Here is a 16,763-nt window from a genome sequence, read left to right as displayed (position 1 = left end):
CCGTTTACTCTCGCGCTCGGCCCGTGAGTGACATGATGAGGGAATGGACGGCGACAACATCACTCTCGACGCGGGCGTGGGCGCGGATTACCTCGACGACGATTTCGAGCTGATCGAAGACCCCAACGACCCTGCGCTCCCCGAAGGCCGCTATCTCGACCGCGAGCTCAGCTGGCTGGCGTTCAACCGCCGGGTGCTGGAGCTGGCCGAAGACCCTTCGTTGCCGGTGATCGAGCGTGCGAACTTCCTCGCGATCTTCGCCTCGAACCTCGACGAGTTCTTCATGGTGCGCGTGGCCGGCCTGAAGCGCCGCATCGTCACCGGGCTGGCGGTTCCGACGAACATCGGGCGCGGGCCGCAGGATGTTCTCGACGACATCTCCGTGGCGGTGCACGAGCTGCAGGCCCGGCACGCCGCGGCGTACCAGAACCTGGTCAAGCCCGCTCTCGATGAGGCGGGCATCCACATCGTCGACTGGCAGAGCCTCGACCAGTCCGACCGCGACCGTCTCACCGAGGTCTTCAGCGACGAGATCTTCCCGGTTCTGATGCCGCTCGCGGTCGACCCCGCGCATCCGTTCCCCTACATCTCGGGGCTCTCGCTGAACCTCTCTGTGCGCGTGCGCAACCCGAAGAGCGACCGGCAGGAGTTCGCCCGCCTCAAGGTGCCGCAGGTTCTGCCGCGGTTCGTGCGCGTCGACCCGAAGGAGCGCACCGGCGACGTGCGCTTCATCAGCCTCGAGAACCTGATGGCCAACCACCTCGGCCACCTCTTTCCCGGCATGGAGGTGCTCGAGCACCACGTGTTCCGCGTCACCCGCAACGAAGACGTCGAGATCGAGGAAGACGAGACCGAGAACCTCATCCAGGCGCTCGAGAAGGAGCTGCTGCGGCGCAAGTTCGGTCCGCCCATCCGCCTCGAGATCACGGAGGAGATGGATGATGTGACCCTCGGTCTGATCGTGCGCGAGCTCGACGTGACCGAGCAGGAGGTGTACCGCATCCCCGGCCCGCTCGACCTCGGCGGTCTCTTCGAGCTCGGCAAGGTGGACCGGCCCGACCTCAAGTACCCCAAGCACGTTCCGACGACGAACGTGTACCTGCTGCCGCCCGAGCCGAACGCCCGGCCCGACATCTTCAAGGCGATCGCCCGCCAGGACATTCTGGTGCACCACCCGTACGAGTCGTTCGCGACCAGCGTTCAGGCGTTCCTCGAGCAGGCCGCGGCCGACCCCGACGTGCTGGCCATCAAGCAGACGCTCTACCGCACCTCGGGTGACAGCCCCATCGTCGAAGCGCTCATCGACGCGGCGGAGGCCGGCAAGCAGGTGCTGGCCCTGGTCGAGATCAAGGCGCGGTTCGACGAGCAGAACAACATCTCGTGGGCCCGCAAGCTCGAGAAGGCCGGCGTGCACGTCGTCTACGGCCTGGTCGGCCTGAAGACGCACTGCAAGCTCGCTCTCGTGGTGCGCCGCGAGAAGGGCAAGCTGCGGCACTACAGCCACATCGGCACCGGCAACTACAACCCGAAGACCTCCCGCATCTACGAGGACTTCGGCCTGTTCACCGCCGACGACCAGGTCGGCAAAGACCTGACGCGACTCTTCAACGAGCTGAGCGGCTACGCGATCGAGAAGAAGTTCAAGCGCCTGCTGGTGGCTCCGCTGCACCTGCGCAAGGGGCTGCTGAAGCGCATCGCGCAGGAGGCGACGAACGCCCAGAACGGCCTGCCCTCCGGCATCAAGATCAAGCTGAACTCGATCGTCGACGAGGCGATCATCGACGGCCTCTACCGGGCGAGCCAGGCGGGCGTGCCGATCGACATCTGGGTGCGTGGCATCTGTGCGATCAAGCCGGGCGTCGAGGGGCTCAGCGAGAACATCCGGGTGCGGTCGATCCTCGGCCGCTATCTCGAACACTCGCGCATCTTCTCGTTCGAGAACAACGGCGATCCGCAGGTGTTCATCGGGTCGAGCGACATGATGCACCGCAACCTCGACCGTCGTGTCGAAGCGCTGGTGCGCCTCGTCGCGCCGGGTCATCTCAAGGAGATCGGCGCGCTGTTCGAGCTGGCGATGAGCGACACCGTCACGTCGTGGTGGCTCGACGGCGACGGCGAGTGGACCAGGCACACCGTGAACGACGACGGCGAGAAGCTGATCGACCTGCAGGATCGCCTCATGTACCTCACCTCACGGCGCAAGCGACCGGGAACACTGAGGTGACCGTCTACGCTGCCGGTGCCGTGTGCTGGCGCCTCGACGGCGACAAGGTGCGGGTGCTGGTCATCCACCGCCCGCTGCGGAACGATGTCTCGCTGCCGAAGGGCAAGGTCGAAGCGGGCGAGACGCTGCCCGAGACCGCCGTGCGCGAGGTGCTCGAAGAGACCGGCCTCGCCGTCGACCTCGGTGTGCCGTTGGGTGTGACGAGCTACACGATGCCGAACAACCGCGACAAGGTGGTGTACTACTGGGCCGCCGAGGTGCACGGTGCGGCGCACATCGGGGAGGCCTTCGTTCCGAACGATGAGGTCGACTCCCTCGAATGGCTCTCGCTCCGCAAGGCGAAGAAGGTTCTGACGTACGAACGCGATGTCGAGGTGCTCGAGCGGTTCCAGCTGCTCGTCGACCAGGGCGTCGCCCGCACCTTCGCGCTCATCGCCCTGCGGCACGCGAAGACGATCCCCGGCAGCGAATTCGACGGGCCGGATGCCGAGCGGCCGCTCACGCATCGTGGGCGTACAGAGGCCAATGTGATCGTGCCCACCCTCCGCGCGTTCGGGCCCGACGTGATCGTGACCAGCGACGCCCGGCGCTGCCGCGAGACGGTCGCCCCCTTCTCGGAGGCGACCGAGATCCGCGTGCGCCCGACACCCCTGATCAGCCAGGATGCCTTCGAAGACGGCACCAGTGATGTGAGGCGCGTGGTGTCGAAGCGGGTGCGCAAGCTCCGCAGCGCCATCCTCTGCGCCCACGGCCCCGTGCTGCCCGAGATCGTGCGCGAGATCGGGCTGGCGGCCGGCGGAACGCGCCAGGCCTCCCTCACCCGCGCCGGCGACCTCCCGGTCGGCGGGTTCTCGGTGCTCCACCTCTCGCTCGACCAGCCGGGCTCCGGGATCATCGCGATCGAGACGCACGTTCCGCAGGTCTAGCGCCGGCGCTCGGCGCTCGGCGCCCTGCGACCGGTACCCGCCGAATCAGCGCTCCGACGCGCTCGCTCCACACGCTGTTCACCCTGCGTTCACCTGACGGGGGCATTCTCGTCACGACCACCGCGTACTTTCGCTTAGGGCCTGCACCGGCCCCATCAGCGCCTGCACCCGAACATCTCCGCGGCGCTGTCGGACTACCCCCCAATTGAAAGGGACACAGTGAAGTTCAAGAACGTGGCTGCGACAGGAGCCGTCTTCCTCACGGCCGCCCTCGCACTCTCCGCCTGCTCGTCGAGCAGCACCGGAACCGCGAGCACCACTGCTTCGACCGGCACCGCGAGCGCGGCTGCCACCTCGGCTCCGCTCGACGCGAGCCTGACCGGCACCATCACGGCCGGCGGCTCCAGCGCCCAGGCCAACGCCGAGACCGCATGGATCACCGCCTACAACGCCCAGGTCAAGGGCGTCACCGTGAACTACGACAAGTCGCAGGGCTCGGGCGGTGGCGTCACCAACTGGCTCGCCGGAAGCTACGACTTCGCCGGCAGCGACGCGCCCCTCAAGGCCGACCAGCAGACCTCGGCCCAGGCCATCTGCGGCACCGGCGGCGGCCTGAACCTCCCCGTGTACCTCGACGGCGTCGCCATCATCTACAAGCTCGACGGCGTGACCAACCTGAACCTGTCGACCGACACCCTCGCGAAGATCTTCTCGCTGGCGATCACCACCTGGAACGACCCGGCCATCGCCGCGGACAACCCCGGTGTGACCCTGCCCAGCACGGCGATCACGACCGTCGCTCGCTCAGACGGCTCCGGAACCACGCAGAACTTCACCAACTTCCTCAGCGCCGCGGCCCCGTCGATCTGGACCAACCCGGCCAGCAACGCGTGGCCCATCACGGGCAATGTCTCGTCGCAGAAGGGCGGCTCCGGCGTCGTGCAGGCGGTCGGCGCGGGTAGCGGAACCATCGGCTACGCCGACCACAGCGCGATCGGTGACGCAACCGCAGCGACGATCAACAAGGTCGAGTTCAGCCAGGATGCGGCCACCGCCGCGTTCGCTGCAGCAGCCACCACCGTTCCGACCGGAACCGGCGACCTGTCGCAGAAGTTCGACTACTCGAAGCTGACCGGCACCGACGTGTACCCGATCCCGCTGGTCTCGTACCAGATCGTCTGCAGCCAGTTCAAGGACCCGGCCCAGGCCAAGCTGGCCAAGTCGTTCATCGGCTTCGTCGCGTCGAGCGTCGGCCAGAAGGTCGCCGCCAAGAACGCCGGCTCGGCTCCGATCCCCGACGAGATGCTGACGAAGGTCCTCGCCTCGCTCGAGACCGTCAAATAATCTGAATCACCGGTTCGAACCGAACCCGTCACGAACTCTCGAGAAAGAACACTGTGAGCGACAAGATCTCAGTTCAATCTGCTCCCCCGAGCTCGACCGACACCCTCGGTTCGACCACTGGCACGGCCTCGGGAGGCGGCCCGCAGAATGCTGCGGACGCCTCCCGGGGCGGTACCCGGGTTCGCCCGGGTGACTTCATCTTCCGCTTCCTGAGCACTGGCTCCGCCGTGCTCATCATGATCATCCTGGCGGGCGTCGCCCTCTTCCTGATCATCTCGGCCATCCCGGCGATCACCGCCGACTGGTCGACGAACGACCAGCTCAACACCGGCCCCACCGCCGCCTTCCCGAACTTCTGGTCGTATGTCGGCCCGCTGATCTGGGGAACGCTCTGGTCGGCAGCGATCGCGCTGCTGTTCGGCGCCCCGGTCGGCATCGGCATCGCCCTCTTCATCTCGCACTACGCCCCGCGCCGTCTGGCCTCCGTTCTCGGCTACCTCGTCGATCTGCTGGCCGCCGTGCCGTCGATCGTCTTCGGCCTCTGGGGCATCATCGTGATCCGGCCCTTCCTCATCCCGCTCTCCGACTGGCTGGGCGCGAACCTCGGCTGGATCCCCATCTTCGGCGGCCCCGTCACCACGACCGGGTCGACCATCCTCGCCGGCGCCCTCGTGCTGGCCGTCATGATCCTCCCGATCATCACCTCGATCTCCCGGGAGATCTTCCTGCAGACACCGCGGCTCCACGAAGAGGCCGCCCTCGCCCTCGGTGCGACCCGCTGGGAGATGATCCGCATGTCGGTGTTCCCCTACGCCAAGTCGGGAATCGTCAGCGCCACCCTGCTCGGCCTCGGCCGCGCGCTCGGCGAGACGATGGCCATCGCGCTCATCATCTCGCCCGCGATCCTGGTCTCGGTGAAACTGATCACCGAGGGCCAGAACTCGCAGACCATCGCGGCGAACATCGCCCTGAACTTCCCGATCGCCACCACTCTCCAGCGCGACGCTCTCATCGGTACCGGCCTGATGCTGTTCGTGATCTCGCTCGCGGTGAACTCCATCGCCCGCGTGATCGTCAACGCCAAACCGCGGAAGTCGAAGAAGTCGAAGCCCGCCGGGCCCTCCACGCCGGGACCTCTCAGCCGCATTCCCGCCGGTGACTTCGCTTCGGCGACCGCCATCGACGTGGTCGCCGGTTCCAGTCGCTCCGGTAAGCCCGGCGACGAAGGCCCCACCCCTGAAGAAGACATCGAAGGAGCGAGATATTGACCGCCCTCAGCCAGCGTACGAAGCCGACCGGGCCGGTCGGCAACTCGCTGACCACCGGTCAGCTGCCCCGCTTCGCCGAACTCTACGTTCTGGTCGGCGCAGCTGTCGTCAGCGCCCTGCTCCTGCTGCTCATCGGCTTCAACGTCGTCGGATGGCTCGTGCTGACGGCCGTCGTCTACCTGGTCGCCCTCGGCATCCTCTCCCTCGTCGTCGAGAACCGCCGCAAGGCCACCGACCGGCTGGTGCGCGGGCTGGTGACCGTCGCCTTCCTGCTGGCGCTCATCCCCCTCGTCTCGACGCTCTCGACCGTGGTCATCCAGGGGGCGAGTGAACTCAGCTGGTCGTTCATCACGCAGACCGGCGCGTCGACCTTCGACCCCGACACGCTCGAGGTCAAGCAGACGCCCGGCGCCCTGCAGGCCATCGTCGGAACGCTGATCATCACCGGCATCGCCGCGCTCATCTCCATTCCGATCGGCCTCTTCACCTCGATCTACCTCGTTGAGTACGCCCTGCCGAAGCAGTGGCTGGCGCGCACGGTGACGTTCCTGGTCGACGTGATGACGGGCATCCCCTCGATCGTCGCCGGCCTCTTCGCCTTCTCGCTCTTCTCGATCCTCGTCGGCCCGAAGGCGTTCAGTGGGTTCTCTGCCGCCGTCGCCCTGTCGGTGCTGATGATCCCCACCGTGGTACGGGCCTGCGAGGAGATGCTGCGGCTGGTGCCGGGCGACCTCCGCGAGGCCTCCTACGCCCTCGGCGTGTCGAAGTTTGCGACCATCGTGCGCATCGTGCTGCCGACGGCGATCGCGGGTCTCATCACCGGCATCATGCTGGCGATCGCCCGCGTCATCGGCGAGACGGCCCCGATCTTCCTCGCGGCGAGCTTCACCGACAACTTCAACTCGAATGCGTTCGACGGGCCCATGCAGACCCTGCCCGTGCTCGCCTACACCGGATACGCCTTCCCGGGTGCCGACATCGCCGCCTCGAACGCTTCGGCGTGGGGCGCTGCGCTGCTCCTGGTCATTCTGGTGGTCATCCTCAACCTGATCGCGCGCATCGTCGCGAAGATCTTCGCCCCCAAGGGCTCGCGCTAGCCGCGCGCCCACGGCCCACGCTCTTTCTTCCCGAACAGCTCTCCCCAAAGGAAACCCGTGTCTAAGCGAATCGAAGTCAACGACCTCAACGTCTACTACAGCGACTTTCTCGCGGTGGAGGGTGTCTCGATCACCATCGAGCCGCGCACCGTCACCGCCTTCATCGGCCCGTCGGGCTGTGGCAAGTCGACCTTCCTGCGCACCCTGAACCGGATGCACGAAGTCATCCCCGGGGCGCATGTGAAGGGTGAGGTGCTGATCGACGGCAACAACCTCTACGCCCAGGGCGTCGACCCCGTGATGGTGCGCCGGCAGGTGGGCATGGTCTTCCAGCGCGCGAACCCGTTCCCCACGATGTCGATCCGCGACAACGTGCTGGCCGGTCTGAAACTGAACAACCGCCGCCTCTCGAAAGGCGACGGCGACGACCTGGTCGAGAAGGGCCTGCGCGGCGCGAACCTCTGGAACGAGGTGAAGGACCGCCTGAACCTCCCCGGCGGCGGCCTCTCGGGCGGCCAGCAGCAGCGTCTCTGCATCGCCCGCGCGATCACCGTCTCGCCCGATGTGCTGCTGATGGACGAGCCCTGCTCGGCCCTCGACCCGATCTCCACCCTCGCGATCGAAGACCTCATCACCGAGCTCAAAGAGGACTACACGATCGTCATCGTGACCCACAACATGCAGCAGGCGAGCCGGGTCTCCGACCGCACCGCGTTCTTCAACATCGCCGGCACCGGCAAGCCCGGCAAGCTCATCGAGTACAACGACACGACGACCATCTTCGGCAGCCCCACCATGAAGGAGACCGAGGACTACGTCAGCGGTCGCTTCGGCTAGGCCCGAGCATCCGGTCGCCGGTGCTGCCGGCACCCTGCACAACGAAGAAGCCCCGCCGTTCGGATGATCGGCGGGGCTTCTGCGTGCTGTGCGCGCCTGTGCGCGTCTGCGGTCTGTTACGACGCGACCGTCAGGATGGGCGCCGTCGTCGGGGCCTGCGATCCGCCGGCCGGTTCGACCGTCACACCGACCACATCGCCCGACCGCAGCGAGCCGGTGAGCACGTGCGACGTCGTAGTGTCGCCGCCCGGCGTGAACGTACCCGCCGGAGTGACCGTGGTGCCGTTGATGTACCAGGCCTCGTAGGTCTTGCCGTCGGGCAGGGCGGGCAGGCCCTGGGTGACGACGGCCGACTTGCCGAGCTCGGCCGACCAGACCACCGTCGCCTCTCCCCCGCCGGTGACGGTGCTGTGGGAAGACTTCACGTCGGAGGCCGCGTAGATCTCGGCCAGCGCGCTGGCCGAGGCCTGCGACGACGAGGAACCGGTGTTGCTCTGCAGGAACTGGGTGGCGACCGCGCCGCCACCGACGAAGATCGCGATGGCCGCAGCAGCGGCCACGAGAGCACCGACCGGGCGAGCGAACCAGCGGGAGCGGGCCTTCTCCTCAGCCGCAGAGTACCGCCGCGACGAGAGTGTCGCCTCGGTACCGTCGGCGATCTCCGTGTCTGACACGGTCGGGGTGGCCGGTACGAGCGGCAGCTGCCGGGCATCCGGAGCCTGACCGGCGTCGGAGGACGACACGGTCTGCGGGGTCACCGCGATCTGGGCCATCAGGCGGCTCTTGAGGTCGGCAGACGGCTCGACCGGGGTGGCGGCCAGGGCCAGCAGCAACGCCGTGGCGCGCAGCTCGGCAGCCTCTGTGGCCAGCTCGGGCGAGTCGGCCATCGCCCGCTCGAAGTCGCGCGTCTCTGCTTCTGTCAGCGCATCGAGTGCGTAGGCACCCGACTGGAGGTACTGCTCTTCTTTCGTCATGATGTGACCCCCATCTCGTCTCTCAGGCGGATCATTCCGTCGCGTAGTCGTGTCTTCACGGTGCCGATCGGCACGTGAAGCATTTCTGCCACCTCGCTGTGGCTGTAGCCGCCGTAGTACGCGAGCGAAATGGCCTGGCGTTGCAGCTCAGTCAGTTGACCCATGGCCTTCTTCACCCTTTCGTGCTCGATGCGTATCTCGACGGTCTCTGATGTCTGGTCGTACTCGCGCTCGAGATCCCTGATGCCGATCTTCGTGTCGCGATCGTGGCCGGCCTGCGACGCTCTCACGCGGTCGACCGCCCGGCGGTGCGCCATCGTGAGGATCCACGACATTGCTGCGCCTCTGCTGGTGTCGAAGCGGTTGGCGGTCTTCCAGATTTCGAGGAAGACCTCCTGTGCCACTTCTTCAGACTGTGCATAGTCGATGAGAAGACGCCTGATCAGACCGAGAACTCGAGGGGCGACCCTGTCGTAGAGTTCTGAAAAGGCCCGCTGGTCTGCGGCTGCCACCTTGTGCAGGAGCGAGTCGAGACTCACTTCTGGTTCGGTGTCACCACGTTCGATGTGTTGGGTCACAAGTTTAAGCATCTCAGGTCTGTGCCTCAATCGGTCGAACACGGGGTTTCTCTTGACACCCATGATTCGGAACGACGAGCCGAATGGATTGCTCGGAACTCCCTCTGCCTGCAGAATCAGGCCGAAAAGGGAGGCGCCAGGCCGCAGAAACGCCTCTCGGCGCGAGGCCGCTCGGAGCGGCTAAATTTGGAGCCCGGGGTTACTGCGGCCCGGCTGGAACAGTTTACCAGCTTCACCCGGGGGCTGTCGCGGGTGCCCCTGTCTTCGTCAGTCGAGGCTGTCGCGGGCGCCCCTGTCTTCGTCAGGCGGGGCTGTCGCGGGCGCCCCTGTCTTCGTCAGTCGAGGCTGTCGCGGCGCCAGAGACCCGCACACGCCGACAGCTCCCCCGCGATGGCCTGGAACCGCAGCGCGCGTGTCGTCAGCTCACTGGCCCTGGCCGGATTCACCGCTTCGGCATCGTCGGCGAGGCTCGCGCATCCACTCGCCATCAACCGGCAGAACGCCGCCGCCCGGTCGAGCGCGACCGCGAAGTCGCCCTCGAACAGCCCGCGCAGAATCTGGTCGGCGAGCGCCGTGATCTCTTCAGGGCCCGTCGGCGTCGACGCTCCGGCCACGACCGGGTCGATCGTCGATGACAGCTCTGCCCCGCGCTGGAAGACGAAGCTCGACTGCTCCGGATCCTGCCGGGTCAGCGCCCGCAGAAGATAGATGCGCCAGAGCGCGCCGGGCAGGCTGCGCGCCGATGCCCGCGACCACAGCTCGGCGATCGCGTCGATGCCGTTCTCGTCGGTGTAGGCGATCAGCCGGTCGATGACCTCGGGATCGGGTTCCGCGCGCACCCGACTGAGCAGCGCCGCGGCCGTATCGTGTGCCAGCCGGCTGATCTGGGCGGGATCTTCGCCGCCCTTGAACGCCTCGAAGGTCGAACCCGCGAACAGTGTCGGCTTGTGGAAATTGTCGGTCACCCCTCCAACGCTACGCCAGCTTCCGGATGCCCGGCCGGCCCGGCCCGGGATTTAGCACTCTCGCCGGTGAACCGGTAGATTGTTCCCCAAGGGCCTCTAGCTCAGTTGGTAGAGCATCGGACTTTTAATCCGTGGGTCGTCGGTTCGAGCCCGACGGGGCCCACCCTGTTCGTTCGCGCAGGGCACCGTCTTGTACAGCGCTGTTCCGTACGGCTCGGTCTTGTACAGCACTGGCTGGCACCGCGCGGCGGCGTGGGTCGCGGGGCGTCCAGCCCCAGCGCGGCAGCCGGCTCGCCGCGATCAGCGCGGCCGACACCCCGAGGATGAGGGCGGCCAGCACCGCCGCGTAGACCCCCACCGCCGAGTAGCTCCCCGCCCACGCCGGGTCGAGAAAGATGTAGGGGTACCAGCCCACGGCCGGCCCCCGCAGCAGCGTGTAGACCGCATAGAGCAGCGGGAACACGAGCGACACCCACACCGTGTTCCAGTGCAGGCGCCGCCGCCCGGGGGCGAACACGAAGTCGAGGATGGCGTACGACGGCACGACGAAGTGCAGCACCTTCTCCGACGTCGGCACCAGAAAGACGTAGTCGGCCAGGCCGGCGTTCGCGATCAACGCGATGAATGTCAGCCCCGACACCACGAGGTACGCGGTCACGAGCGCCCGCAGAACGGTCAGCCACTCCCGCTCCAGCCGCCGGGGGCCGCGCGCGATCAGCAGCACCAGCAGCGCGACGAACGCGAGGTTGCTCTCGATGGTGAAGTAGCTGAGGAGATTGGATGCCCGGCAGCCGCCGCTCGCGAAGACACAGTCGGCACGCGAGACCAGGGCGAGCACGGTCGTGGCGAGCGCCGCGACGCGCAGAACGAGGAACAGGACCTTCACGAGACTCCCGGTGCGGTCGGGCGGGGTGAACTCCAAGGGTACGGGCATCTGCAGGCGGGCATCCACCAGCCGGGGTGCACTTCGTGGCAGAGTGAACGTAGGCGCGCGTCTGCGCGGCACCCGGCAGCACAGCGCGTGCGGGCAGAGCGAGGGAAGGGGTATCGATGGCATTCCACCTCCGACCCCGGTCGTTCGGCAGGGGCGCCGCCGCCCTCGCCGCCGGTGCGCTGGTGGTGGGGCTCGCAGGCTGCCAGGGTGCGTCACCGGCGCCCACGGGCATCCAGAGCCCGACAGCGAGCGCGACGGCGAGCAGCGACCCGAACGCCGAGTGGGGTGGGTACGGCAGCAGGGACGAGGCGTGCGCGGCCGTGGCGGGGGATGTTCTGACCCTCGCGCTGGTTCCGAAGAACCTGGCGCTGGTCGATGCCGACGGCGGCGTGGATGACATCGACGACACCATCAGGGAGGCGGCCGTGGCGGCGCCCGGAGCGATCGCCCCGAACTATCTGCAGCTGTCGGCCCTCGTCGAGGCGTACGGGCGTGACCTCGCCGCGTGGAGCAGGGCGGTCGATGGGGAGTCGACGGGAGCCTCTGGCTCGGCCACGCCCGCTCCCACTGCTGGCTCGACGGGGCCGACGGGATCGACACCCGGCGGGACCTCGACAGCCGCGTCCACTCCCACGCCGACGCCCAGTGCGCCCGAACGGCCGGAGTTCGCCGACACGCGGTACAACGCCCAGCTCGACAGCATCAAGACCTGGCTGAGCGACACCTGCGGCTGAGCCCCGGCGGCGGCTCCCAGCTGTGGCCACCAGAACTCTCAGCGAGCGGCGGTCAGCGCACAGGCCCGTTGCAGGCGCTTCGCAGCGCGCCTGCGGCGAGGGGCGGGAGAGTGAGCATCTCAATCGTCAGGAGTTGCCATGTTTGATCTGTTCAGCGATGTCATCACGGGCGGCGTCGCCGTCGCCGCTGCGTGGGTTCTGCTGTCGGTACCGTTCGCGCTGGTGCTCGGCCGCATGGTGCGGGTGCGGGATGCGCGCGAGGAGCACACGCGCTGACCCCTGCTCGGCGGTGCCGGATGTGGGAGAACGTGCACCGGCAAAGGCTTCTCGGCGGCAGGTGCGCCCCCTACGCTGGGAACCGACCGAGCGACGCCGCTCGGCGCCACGCATCACGCATCACGGAAAGAGCAGGGAAGCTATGACCGACCAAGGCACCTACCGGGCAGAACTCATCGGGCCGGGAGTCATCGGGAACAACGAAGTCGTCGAACTCACCTACGTCGACGGCGCCTACCAGGATCTCGTGGAGCTCACCTTCGAAGCGGCCGGCACGACGTCGGTGCGTACCTGGGCGCTCGGTGATGTCGGCGACGACACCGTCGAGCCGATTCCGTACACCTTCGTCGGCGAGGTCGACCAGACGCCGCCGAACGTCGAGAACTAGGTCGCCTCGGGTCGGGGGCTCGTCTCGAACCCCCGACCCGGTTCTGACGGGTCAGTGCTCGTTCCCGAGGGTCGGTGGCGTCAGGCCCAGTGGCGTCAGGCTTCGTAGCGTCAGGCCCGGTGGCGAACGCCCCACCGCAGGCGCCAGGTCTCGCCGGGCTGCAGCCAGCGAAGGCCCTGCCCGGTGTTGAACGCGTTGGCGGGAGCCGTCATCGGCTCGATGGCGACAGCCTGGCCCTTCCCCGCGGCCCGCGGGAAGTTGTGGGGCGTGTAGAACTGCACGAACCGGAAGTTCTCATCACCCCAGACCTCGGTGCGTGACCCGTCGGGCGCCGTCACCGAGTGCACTGCCTCGCCGTCGCGGATGCCCACGCCGCCGAATCCGCTGTCGATGTCGAGATCGCCGATTCGCCGGCCGCTGCGGAGGTCGAAGTCGGTGTCGTCGACCGGCACCTCGCGAACGGGGATGGCCACGGCATCCACCTCGAAGCGTGTCGATGCATCGATCGTCGCCACCAGGTCTTCGACCGGCGTCTCGCCCACCCGGAAGTACGGGTGAGCCCCGACCGCGACCGGCGCGGGGCTCGCCGACTCGTTCGTGAGCGAATGGATGACCGTCAGCCCTGACTCGTCGAGAACGTACTGCACGCTCGTGTCGAGGCGGAACGGGTAGCCGTGCTGCGGGAAGACCGTCGCCGCCAGCGTCACCGAGCTCTCGCGGTGGTCGGTCACCCGGTAGGCGGTGTTGCGCAGCAGCCCGTGCGTCGCATTGCCGGTGGAGGGTTCGGTGCGGTCGAGCTGCTGCGGCGCGCCGTTGAGCAGCCACCGGGCATCCGCGATGCGATTGGGCCAGGGCACGAGGATGAGCCCGGCGCCCATCGGCGGCAGCTCGTTCTCGGAGTGCGGTTCGACGCTCTCGACCCCGTCGAGGAAGAGTTCGCGGAGAGCCGCCGCCAGCTCGGTGACGACGGCGCTCGAGCGGCCGCGGCCTGCGCCCGGGCTCTCGTAGGAGATTGCGAACTGTTCGCCCGTCAGGGGTTTCATCGGCGTGCGCTCACCACTCCTCGAGGCCGTCGTACAGCGGGAAGCCGTCGGTCAGCTTCAGCACACGAGCACGGAGGGCCGCGACATCCGGAGCCGGCTTGAGGGCCGTGGCGATGATGTCGGCGACCTCGGTGAACTCCTCGTCGCCGAAGCCGCGCGTCGCGAGGGCCGGCGTACCGATGCGGAGACCCGACGTGACCATCGGAGGGCGCGGGTCGAAGGGGATCGAGTTGCGGTTCACCGTGATGCCGACCTCGTGCAGGATGTCTTCGGCCTGCTTGCCGTCGATGGCCGCGTTCCGCAGGTCGACGAGCACGAGGTGCACGTCGGTGCCGCCGGTCAGAACGCTGATGCCCTCGGCGACCGTGTCGGCGCCCATCAGGCGCTCGGCGACGATCTTCGCGCCGGAGATGGTGCGCTCCTGGCGGTCTCTGAACTCGGGCTCTGCGGCGAGCTTGAAGGCCGTGGCCTTCGCGGCGATCACGTGCATGAGCGGCCCGCCCTGCTGGCCGGGGAAGACCGCGGAATCGACCTTCTTGGCGTACTCGGCCCTGCTCAGCACGACGCCGCTCCGGGGGCCGGCGAGCGTCTTGTGCACCGTCGAGGTGACGACGTCGGCGTAGGGCACGGGTGAGGGGTGCAGACCCGCTGCGACGAGGCCGGCGAAGTGCGCCATGTCGACCCAGAGCTTCGCCCCCACCTCGTCGGCGATCGAACGGAAGGCCTCGAAGTCGAGTTGGCGCGGGTAAGCCGACCAGCCGGCGATGAGCACCGTGGGGCGATGCTCGAGCGCCTTCTCGCGCACGATGTCCATGTCGACGAGATAGGTCTGCGGGTCGACGCCGTAGGAGGTCGCGTGGTAGTTCTTGCCCGAGAAGTTCAGCTTCATGCCGTGCGTGAGGTGCCCACCGTGGCTGAGCTCCATGCCGAGGATCGTGTCGCCGATGGTGGCGAGCGCCATGAGCGCCGCGGCGTTCGCCTGCGCGCCCGCGTGGGGCTGCACGTTGGCGTGCTCGGCGCCGAACAGGGCCTTCGCGCGGTCACGGGCGAGGTTCTCGGCGACGTCGACGAACTCGCAGCCACCGTAGTAGCGGCGGCCGGGGTAGCCCTCGGCGTACTTGTTGGTGAGAACCGAGCCCTGGGCCTGCAGCACGGCGCGCGAGACGAAGTTCTCGCTGGCGATCATCTCGAGGGTGCCGCGCTGGCGGCCGAGCTCGTTCTTCAGAACCTCGGCGATCTCAGGATCGACGCTCGCGAGAGCGTGGTTGAAGCTCGAGGGCAATTGGCTGGGCATCGGGGCTCTCCTCTTTCGACAGGGCGGAATCAATCGGTGCGGTTTCCGTAGCGACCCAGGCGAGCGGCCGTATCCGTGTCAGTCGCTTCCCGATGGTGACCATCTGAACGCCAGTTGCGACGCAGTCAGCATAGCAGCGTTGCCCTGCCGCGTAACTGTGAGTATTCTTCAGTAACGGTGTCGATGGATGCCGCGACCTGAGCTCGATGAACGGAAGGTGTGACGGTGATGAGTGACCCGATCGGTGCGCACGCCGTGCCCGACGACGAGACAGGGCCGAGCGACCTCGACCTGGTGGAACGCACCCGGGCCGGCGACTCGCGAGCCTTCGCCGAACTGTGGAACAGGCACTCGCGTGCCGGGCGAACGGTCGCCCGCAGCTTCTCCTACGACGCCGACGACATTGTGTCGGAGAGCTTCGCCAAGGTTCTGCAGGCCATCCGCAACGGCGGCGGCCCGACGAGCGCCTTTCGGCCCTACCTGTTCAGCACCATCCGCAACGTCGCGATGCAGCTGAAGCGCGGTGCGCAGATCGACACGAGCGACGAGCTGGATGCGCTGGCCGACCCGACGAGCGAAGAAGCCGAGACCCTCCTCGCCCTCGACAAGAGCCTCACCGCGCAGGCGTTCCGCAGCCTGCCGACGCGCTGGCAGGAGGCGCTCTGGTACAGCGAGGTCGAGCAGCTCGCGTCGCACGAGATCGCTCCCCTGCTCGGCATGACGTCGAACGCCGTGTCGGCGCTGACCTTCCGCGCCCGAGAGGGCCTCCGCCAGGCATGGATCGGCGCGCACCTCGCGCGCGCCGCCGACACCGAGTGCGCCGCGATCATCGAGAAACTCGGGTCCTACACCCGCGGCAGCCTCGGCGCCCGGGAGACCCGCAAGGTTCAGCAGCACCTGGCGTCGTGCGCCGCCTGCAGCATCGTCGGCGAGGAGGCGCGCGATGTGGGTTCGCGCCTCACCCTCGTGCTGCTGCCGCTCGCGGCGGGAATTGCGGGGGCAGCCGCCTACACGGTGTCGATGCAGGGCGGCGGGGGTGCTGCGGTGTCGGCTGCCGCTGCTGCGCTGCACGCGGGCGGGTCAGGGGCGGCAGCGCACGCGGGGGTGGGGCTGCACGCGGGTGTCGGGCTGCATGCGGGGTCGGCGGCGCACGCGGGGTCGGCGTTGCATGCGGGGTCGGGTGCCGCCGCGCACGCGAGCCTCGCGGCGATGCCTCCGGTGCCGGCGGCTGTCGCCGGCACTCCAGCGGGTTTGCCTGCCCCGACGGCCACAGGGGCAGTTCACACCGCCTCCATGTCGGCCACAGCACCGATCACCACGGCACCTACCACCACAGCACCTACCACCACCGCGCCCGCGACATCCGCGTCGCCAACCCTCGTTTCGGGCGCCAGCGGTCCGCGTGCCACAACACAGCCTCAAGCCGCGGGGGCCCTTCGCCCGGTCGCGCCCCGGGGCAACGGGGTCGTCGGCGCCGCGCGCCGCGGGCTCGTCTCGGTCTTCCCGCGGGCTCGCACCGCCGTCGGGTTCGGCCTGGCGACGGCCGCGGCCGTCGGAGCAGCGTTCCTCCTCTCGCCCGCACTGACAAGTACGGCGCCGTCCGTCGTCGAGGCGGGGTCGTCGTCGACCACCGATGAGCGCTCCGAGTCCGCCCTCGCACCCCTCACTGGTGGTGGGGGCGCGGGCGCGGCAGCTGCCGTCTCGACCGCCGGGCGATCCCGTCAGAACGGCGTCCTGCTGCCGATCGTCCGAAACCCAGACGCAGACTCGCCCTCCCGCTCGGGCGACGGCTCCACCTCGGGCGGTTCGGGTGCCTCGACTCCCAGCCGATCTGCTCCGAACGCGACCCTCCCCGCCGCCGGCCCCACCACCAGTGAGGGG

16 protein-coding genes and 1 tRNA gene are annotated in these 16,763 nt (G+C 68.2%); 11 read left to right on the top strand and 6 right to left on the bottom strand.

All coding sequences use genetic code 11. The features are described from left to right. Positions 1–43 precede the first annotated feature (43 nt). From C5B96_RS02500 to pstB, 6 genes are all read left to right on the top strand, one after another. On the top strand, positions 44–2,224 hold the full coding sequence (locus C5B96_RS02500) for an RNA degradosome polyphosphate kinase (RefSeq protein WP_104242644.1): 2,181 nt from the start codon (positions 44–46) through the stop codon (positions 2,222–2,224). Continuing rightward, complete coding sequence (locus C5B96_RS02495) at positions 2,221–3,150, top strand: NUDIX hydrolase (protein ID WP_199176526.1); 930 nt, start codon at positions 2,221–2,223, stop codon at positions 3,148–3,150. Before C5B96_RS02500 ends, C5B96_RS02495 begins: the two co-directional genes overlap by 4 nt. 219 nt (positions 3,151–3,369) lie before the next feature. Next, positions 3,370–4,494, top strand: coding sequence for a phosphate ABC transporter substrate-binding protein PstS (locus C5B96_RS02490; RefSeq protein ID WP_104242640.1), 1,125 nt, complete (start codon positions 3,370–3,372; stop codon positions 4,492–4,494). A gap of 197 nt (positions 4,495–4,691) precedes the next feature. Continuing rightward, positions 4,692–5,762 (top strand): phosphate ABC transporter permease subunit PstC, encoded by a 1,071-nt coding sequence (gene pstC, locus C5B96_RS02485; RefSeq protein WP_233188951.1) that lies wholly within the window; start codon positions 4,692–4,694, stop codon positions 5,760–5,762. Beyond that, positions 5,756–6,859 (top strand): phosphate ABC transporter permease PstA, encoded by a 1,104-nt coding sequence (pstA, locus tag C5B96_RS02480; protein ID WP_369826420.1) that lies wholly within the window; start codon positions 5,756–5,758, stop codon positions 6,857–6,859. Before pstC ends, pstA begins: the two co-directional genes overlap by 7 nt. Before the next feature lie 57 nt (positions 6,860–6,916). Next, a complete protein-coding gene (pstB, locus tag C5B96_RS02475) occupies positions 6,917–7,696 on the top strand; it encodes a phosphate ABC transporter ATP-binding protein PstB (protein WP_104242636.1) in 780 nt (259 codons plus the stop codon). Positions 7,697–7,812: 116 nt separating this feature from the next. On the opposite strand, the gene C5B96_RS02470 is transcribed toward pstB, so the two are convergent. From C5B96_RS02470 to C5B96_RS02460, 3 genes are all read right to left on the bottom strand, one after another. Continuing rightward, a complete protein-coding gene (locus C5B96_RS02470; protein ID WP_104242634.1) occupies positions 7,813–8,670 on the bottom strand; it encodes an anti-sigma factor domain-containing protein in 858 nt (285 codons plus the stop codon). After that, positions 8,667–9,260 carry a sigma-70 family RNA polymerase sigma factor gene (locus C5B96_RS02465; RefSeq protein WP_104242632.1) on the bottom strand — a complete coding sequence of 198 codons (594 nt, stop codon included), beginning with the start codon at positions 9,258–9,260 and terminating at the stop codon, positions 8,667–8,669. Before C5B96_RS02465 ends, C5B96_RS02470 begins: the two co-directional genes overlap by 4 nt. Before the next feature lie 323 nt (positions 9,261–9,583). Beyond that, positions 9,584–10,213 (bottom strand): DNA-directed RNA polymerase subunit beta, encoded by a 630-nt coding sequence (locus C5B96_RS02460; protein WP_104242630.1) that lies wholly within the window; start codon positions 10,211–10,213, stop codon positions 9,584–9,586. A 90-nt stretch (positions 10,214–10,303) separates the two neighbouring features. Between C5B96_RS02460 and C5B96_RS02455 the strand changes: the two genes are divergently transcribed. Continuing rightward, positions 10,304–10,376 (top strand) — tRNA-Lys (locus C5B96_RS02455). Here C5B96_RS02455 and C5B96_RS18040 read toward each other — a convergent pair. Continuing rightward, positions 10,338–11,147, bottom strand: a complete 810-nt coding sequence (locus tag C5B96_RS18040; protein ID WP_369826419.1) for a Pr6Pr family membrane protein — start codon at positions 11,145–11,147, stop codon at positions 10,338–10,340. The two genes, C5B96_RS02455 and C5B96_RS18040, sit on opposite strands and share 39 nt — an antisense overlap. Positions 11,148–11,263: 116 nt before the next feature. On the opposite strand from C5B96_RS18040, the gene C5B96_RS02450 reads away from it, so the two are divergent. From C5B96_RS02450 to C5B96_RS02445, 3 genes are all read left to right on the top strand, one after another. Beyond that, positions 11,264–11,881 (top strand): hypothetical protein, encoded by a 618-nt coding sequence (locus C5B96_RS02450; protein ID WP_104242629.1) that lies wholly within the window; start codon positions 11,264–11,266, stop codon positions 11,879–11,881. Between the two features lie 138 nt (positions 11,882–12,019). Continuing rightward, positions 12,020–12,157 carry a hypothetical protein gene (locus C5B96_RS17280; RefSeq protein WP_158507100.1) on the top strand — a complete coding sequence of 46 codons (138 nt, stop codon included), beginning with the start codon at positions 12,020–12,022 and terminating at the stop codon, positions 12,155–12,157. A 142-nt stretch (positions 12,158–12,299) separates the two neighbouring features. Next, positions 12,300–12,545 (top strand): hypothetical protein, encoded by a 246-nt coding sequence (locus C5B96_RS02445; RefSeq protein WP_104242627.1) that lies wholly within the window; start codon positions 12,300–12,302, stop codon positions 12,543–12,545. 110 nt (positions 12,546–12,655) lie between these two features. Here C5B96_RS02445 and C5B96_RS02440 read toward each other — a convergent pair whose 3' ends face one another. Then, on the bottom strand, positions 12,656–13,588 hold the full coding sequence (locus C5B96_RS02440) for an aldose 1-epimerase family protein (protein ID WP_104242625.1): 933 nt from the start codon (positions 13,586–13,588) through the stop codon (positions 12,656–12,658). Positions 13,589–13,598: 10 nt separating this feature from the next. After that, positions 13,599–14,882, bottom strand: coding sequence for a serine hydroxymethyltransferase (gene glyA, locus C5B96_RS02435; protein WP_104242623.1), 1,284 nt, complete (start codon positions 14,880–14,882; stop codon positions 13,599–13,601). 228 nt (positions 14,883–15,110) lie between these two features. Between glyA and C5B96_RS02430 the strand changes: the two genes are divergently transcribed. Next, on the top strand, positions 15,111–16,763 hold a 1,653-nt coding region (locus C5B96_RS02430; protein WP_146078066.1), incomplete at its 3' end, for a sigma-70 family RNA polymerase sigma factor.

Source organism: Subtercola sp. Z020, from assembly GCF_002931235.1.
In the GTDB taxonomy this organism is placed as follows: Bacteria; Actinomycetota; Actinomycetes; order Actinomycetales; family Microbacteriaceae; genus Subtercola.
This window is presented reverse-complemented; position numbering and strand designations above follow the sequence as displayed.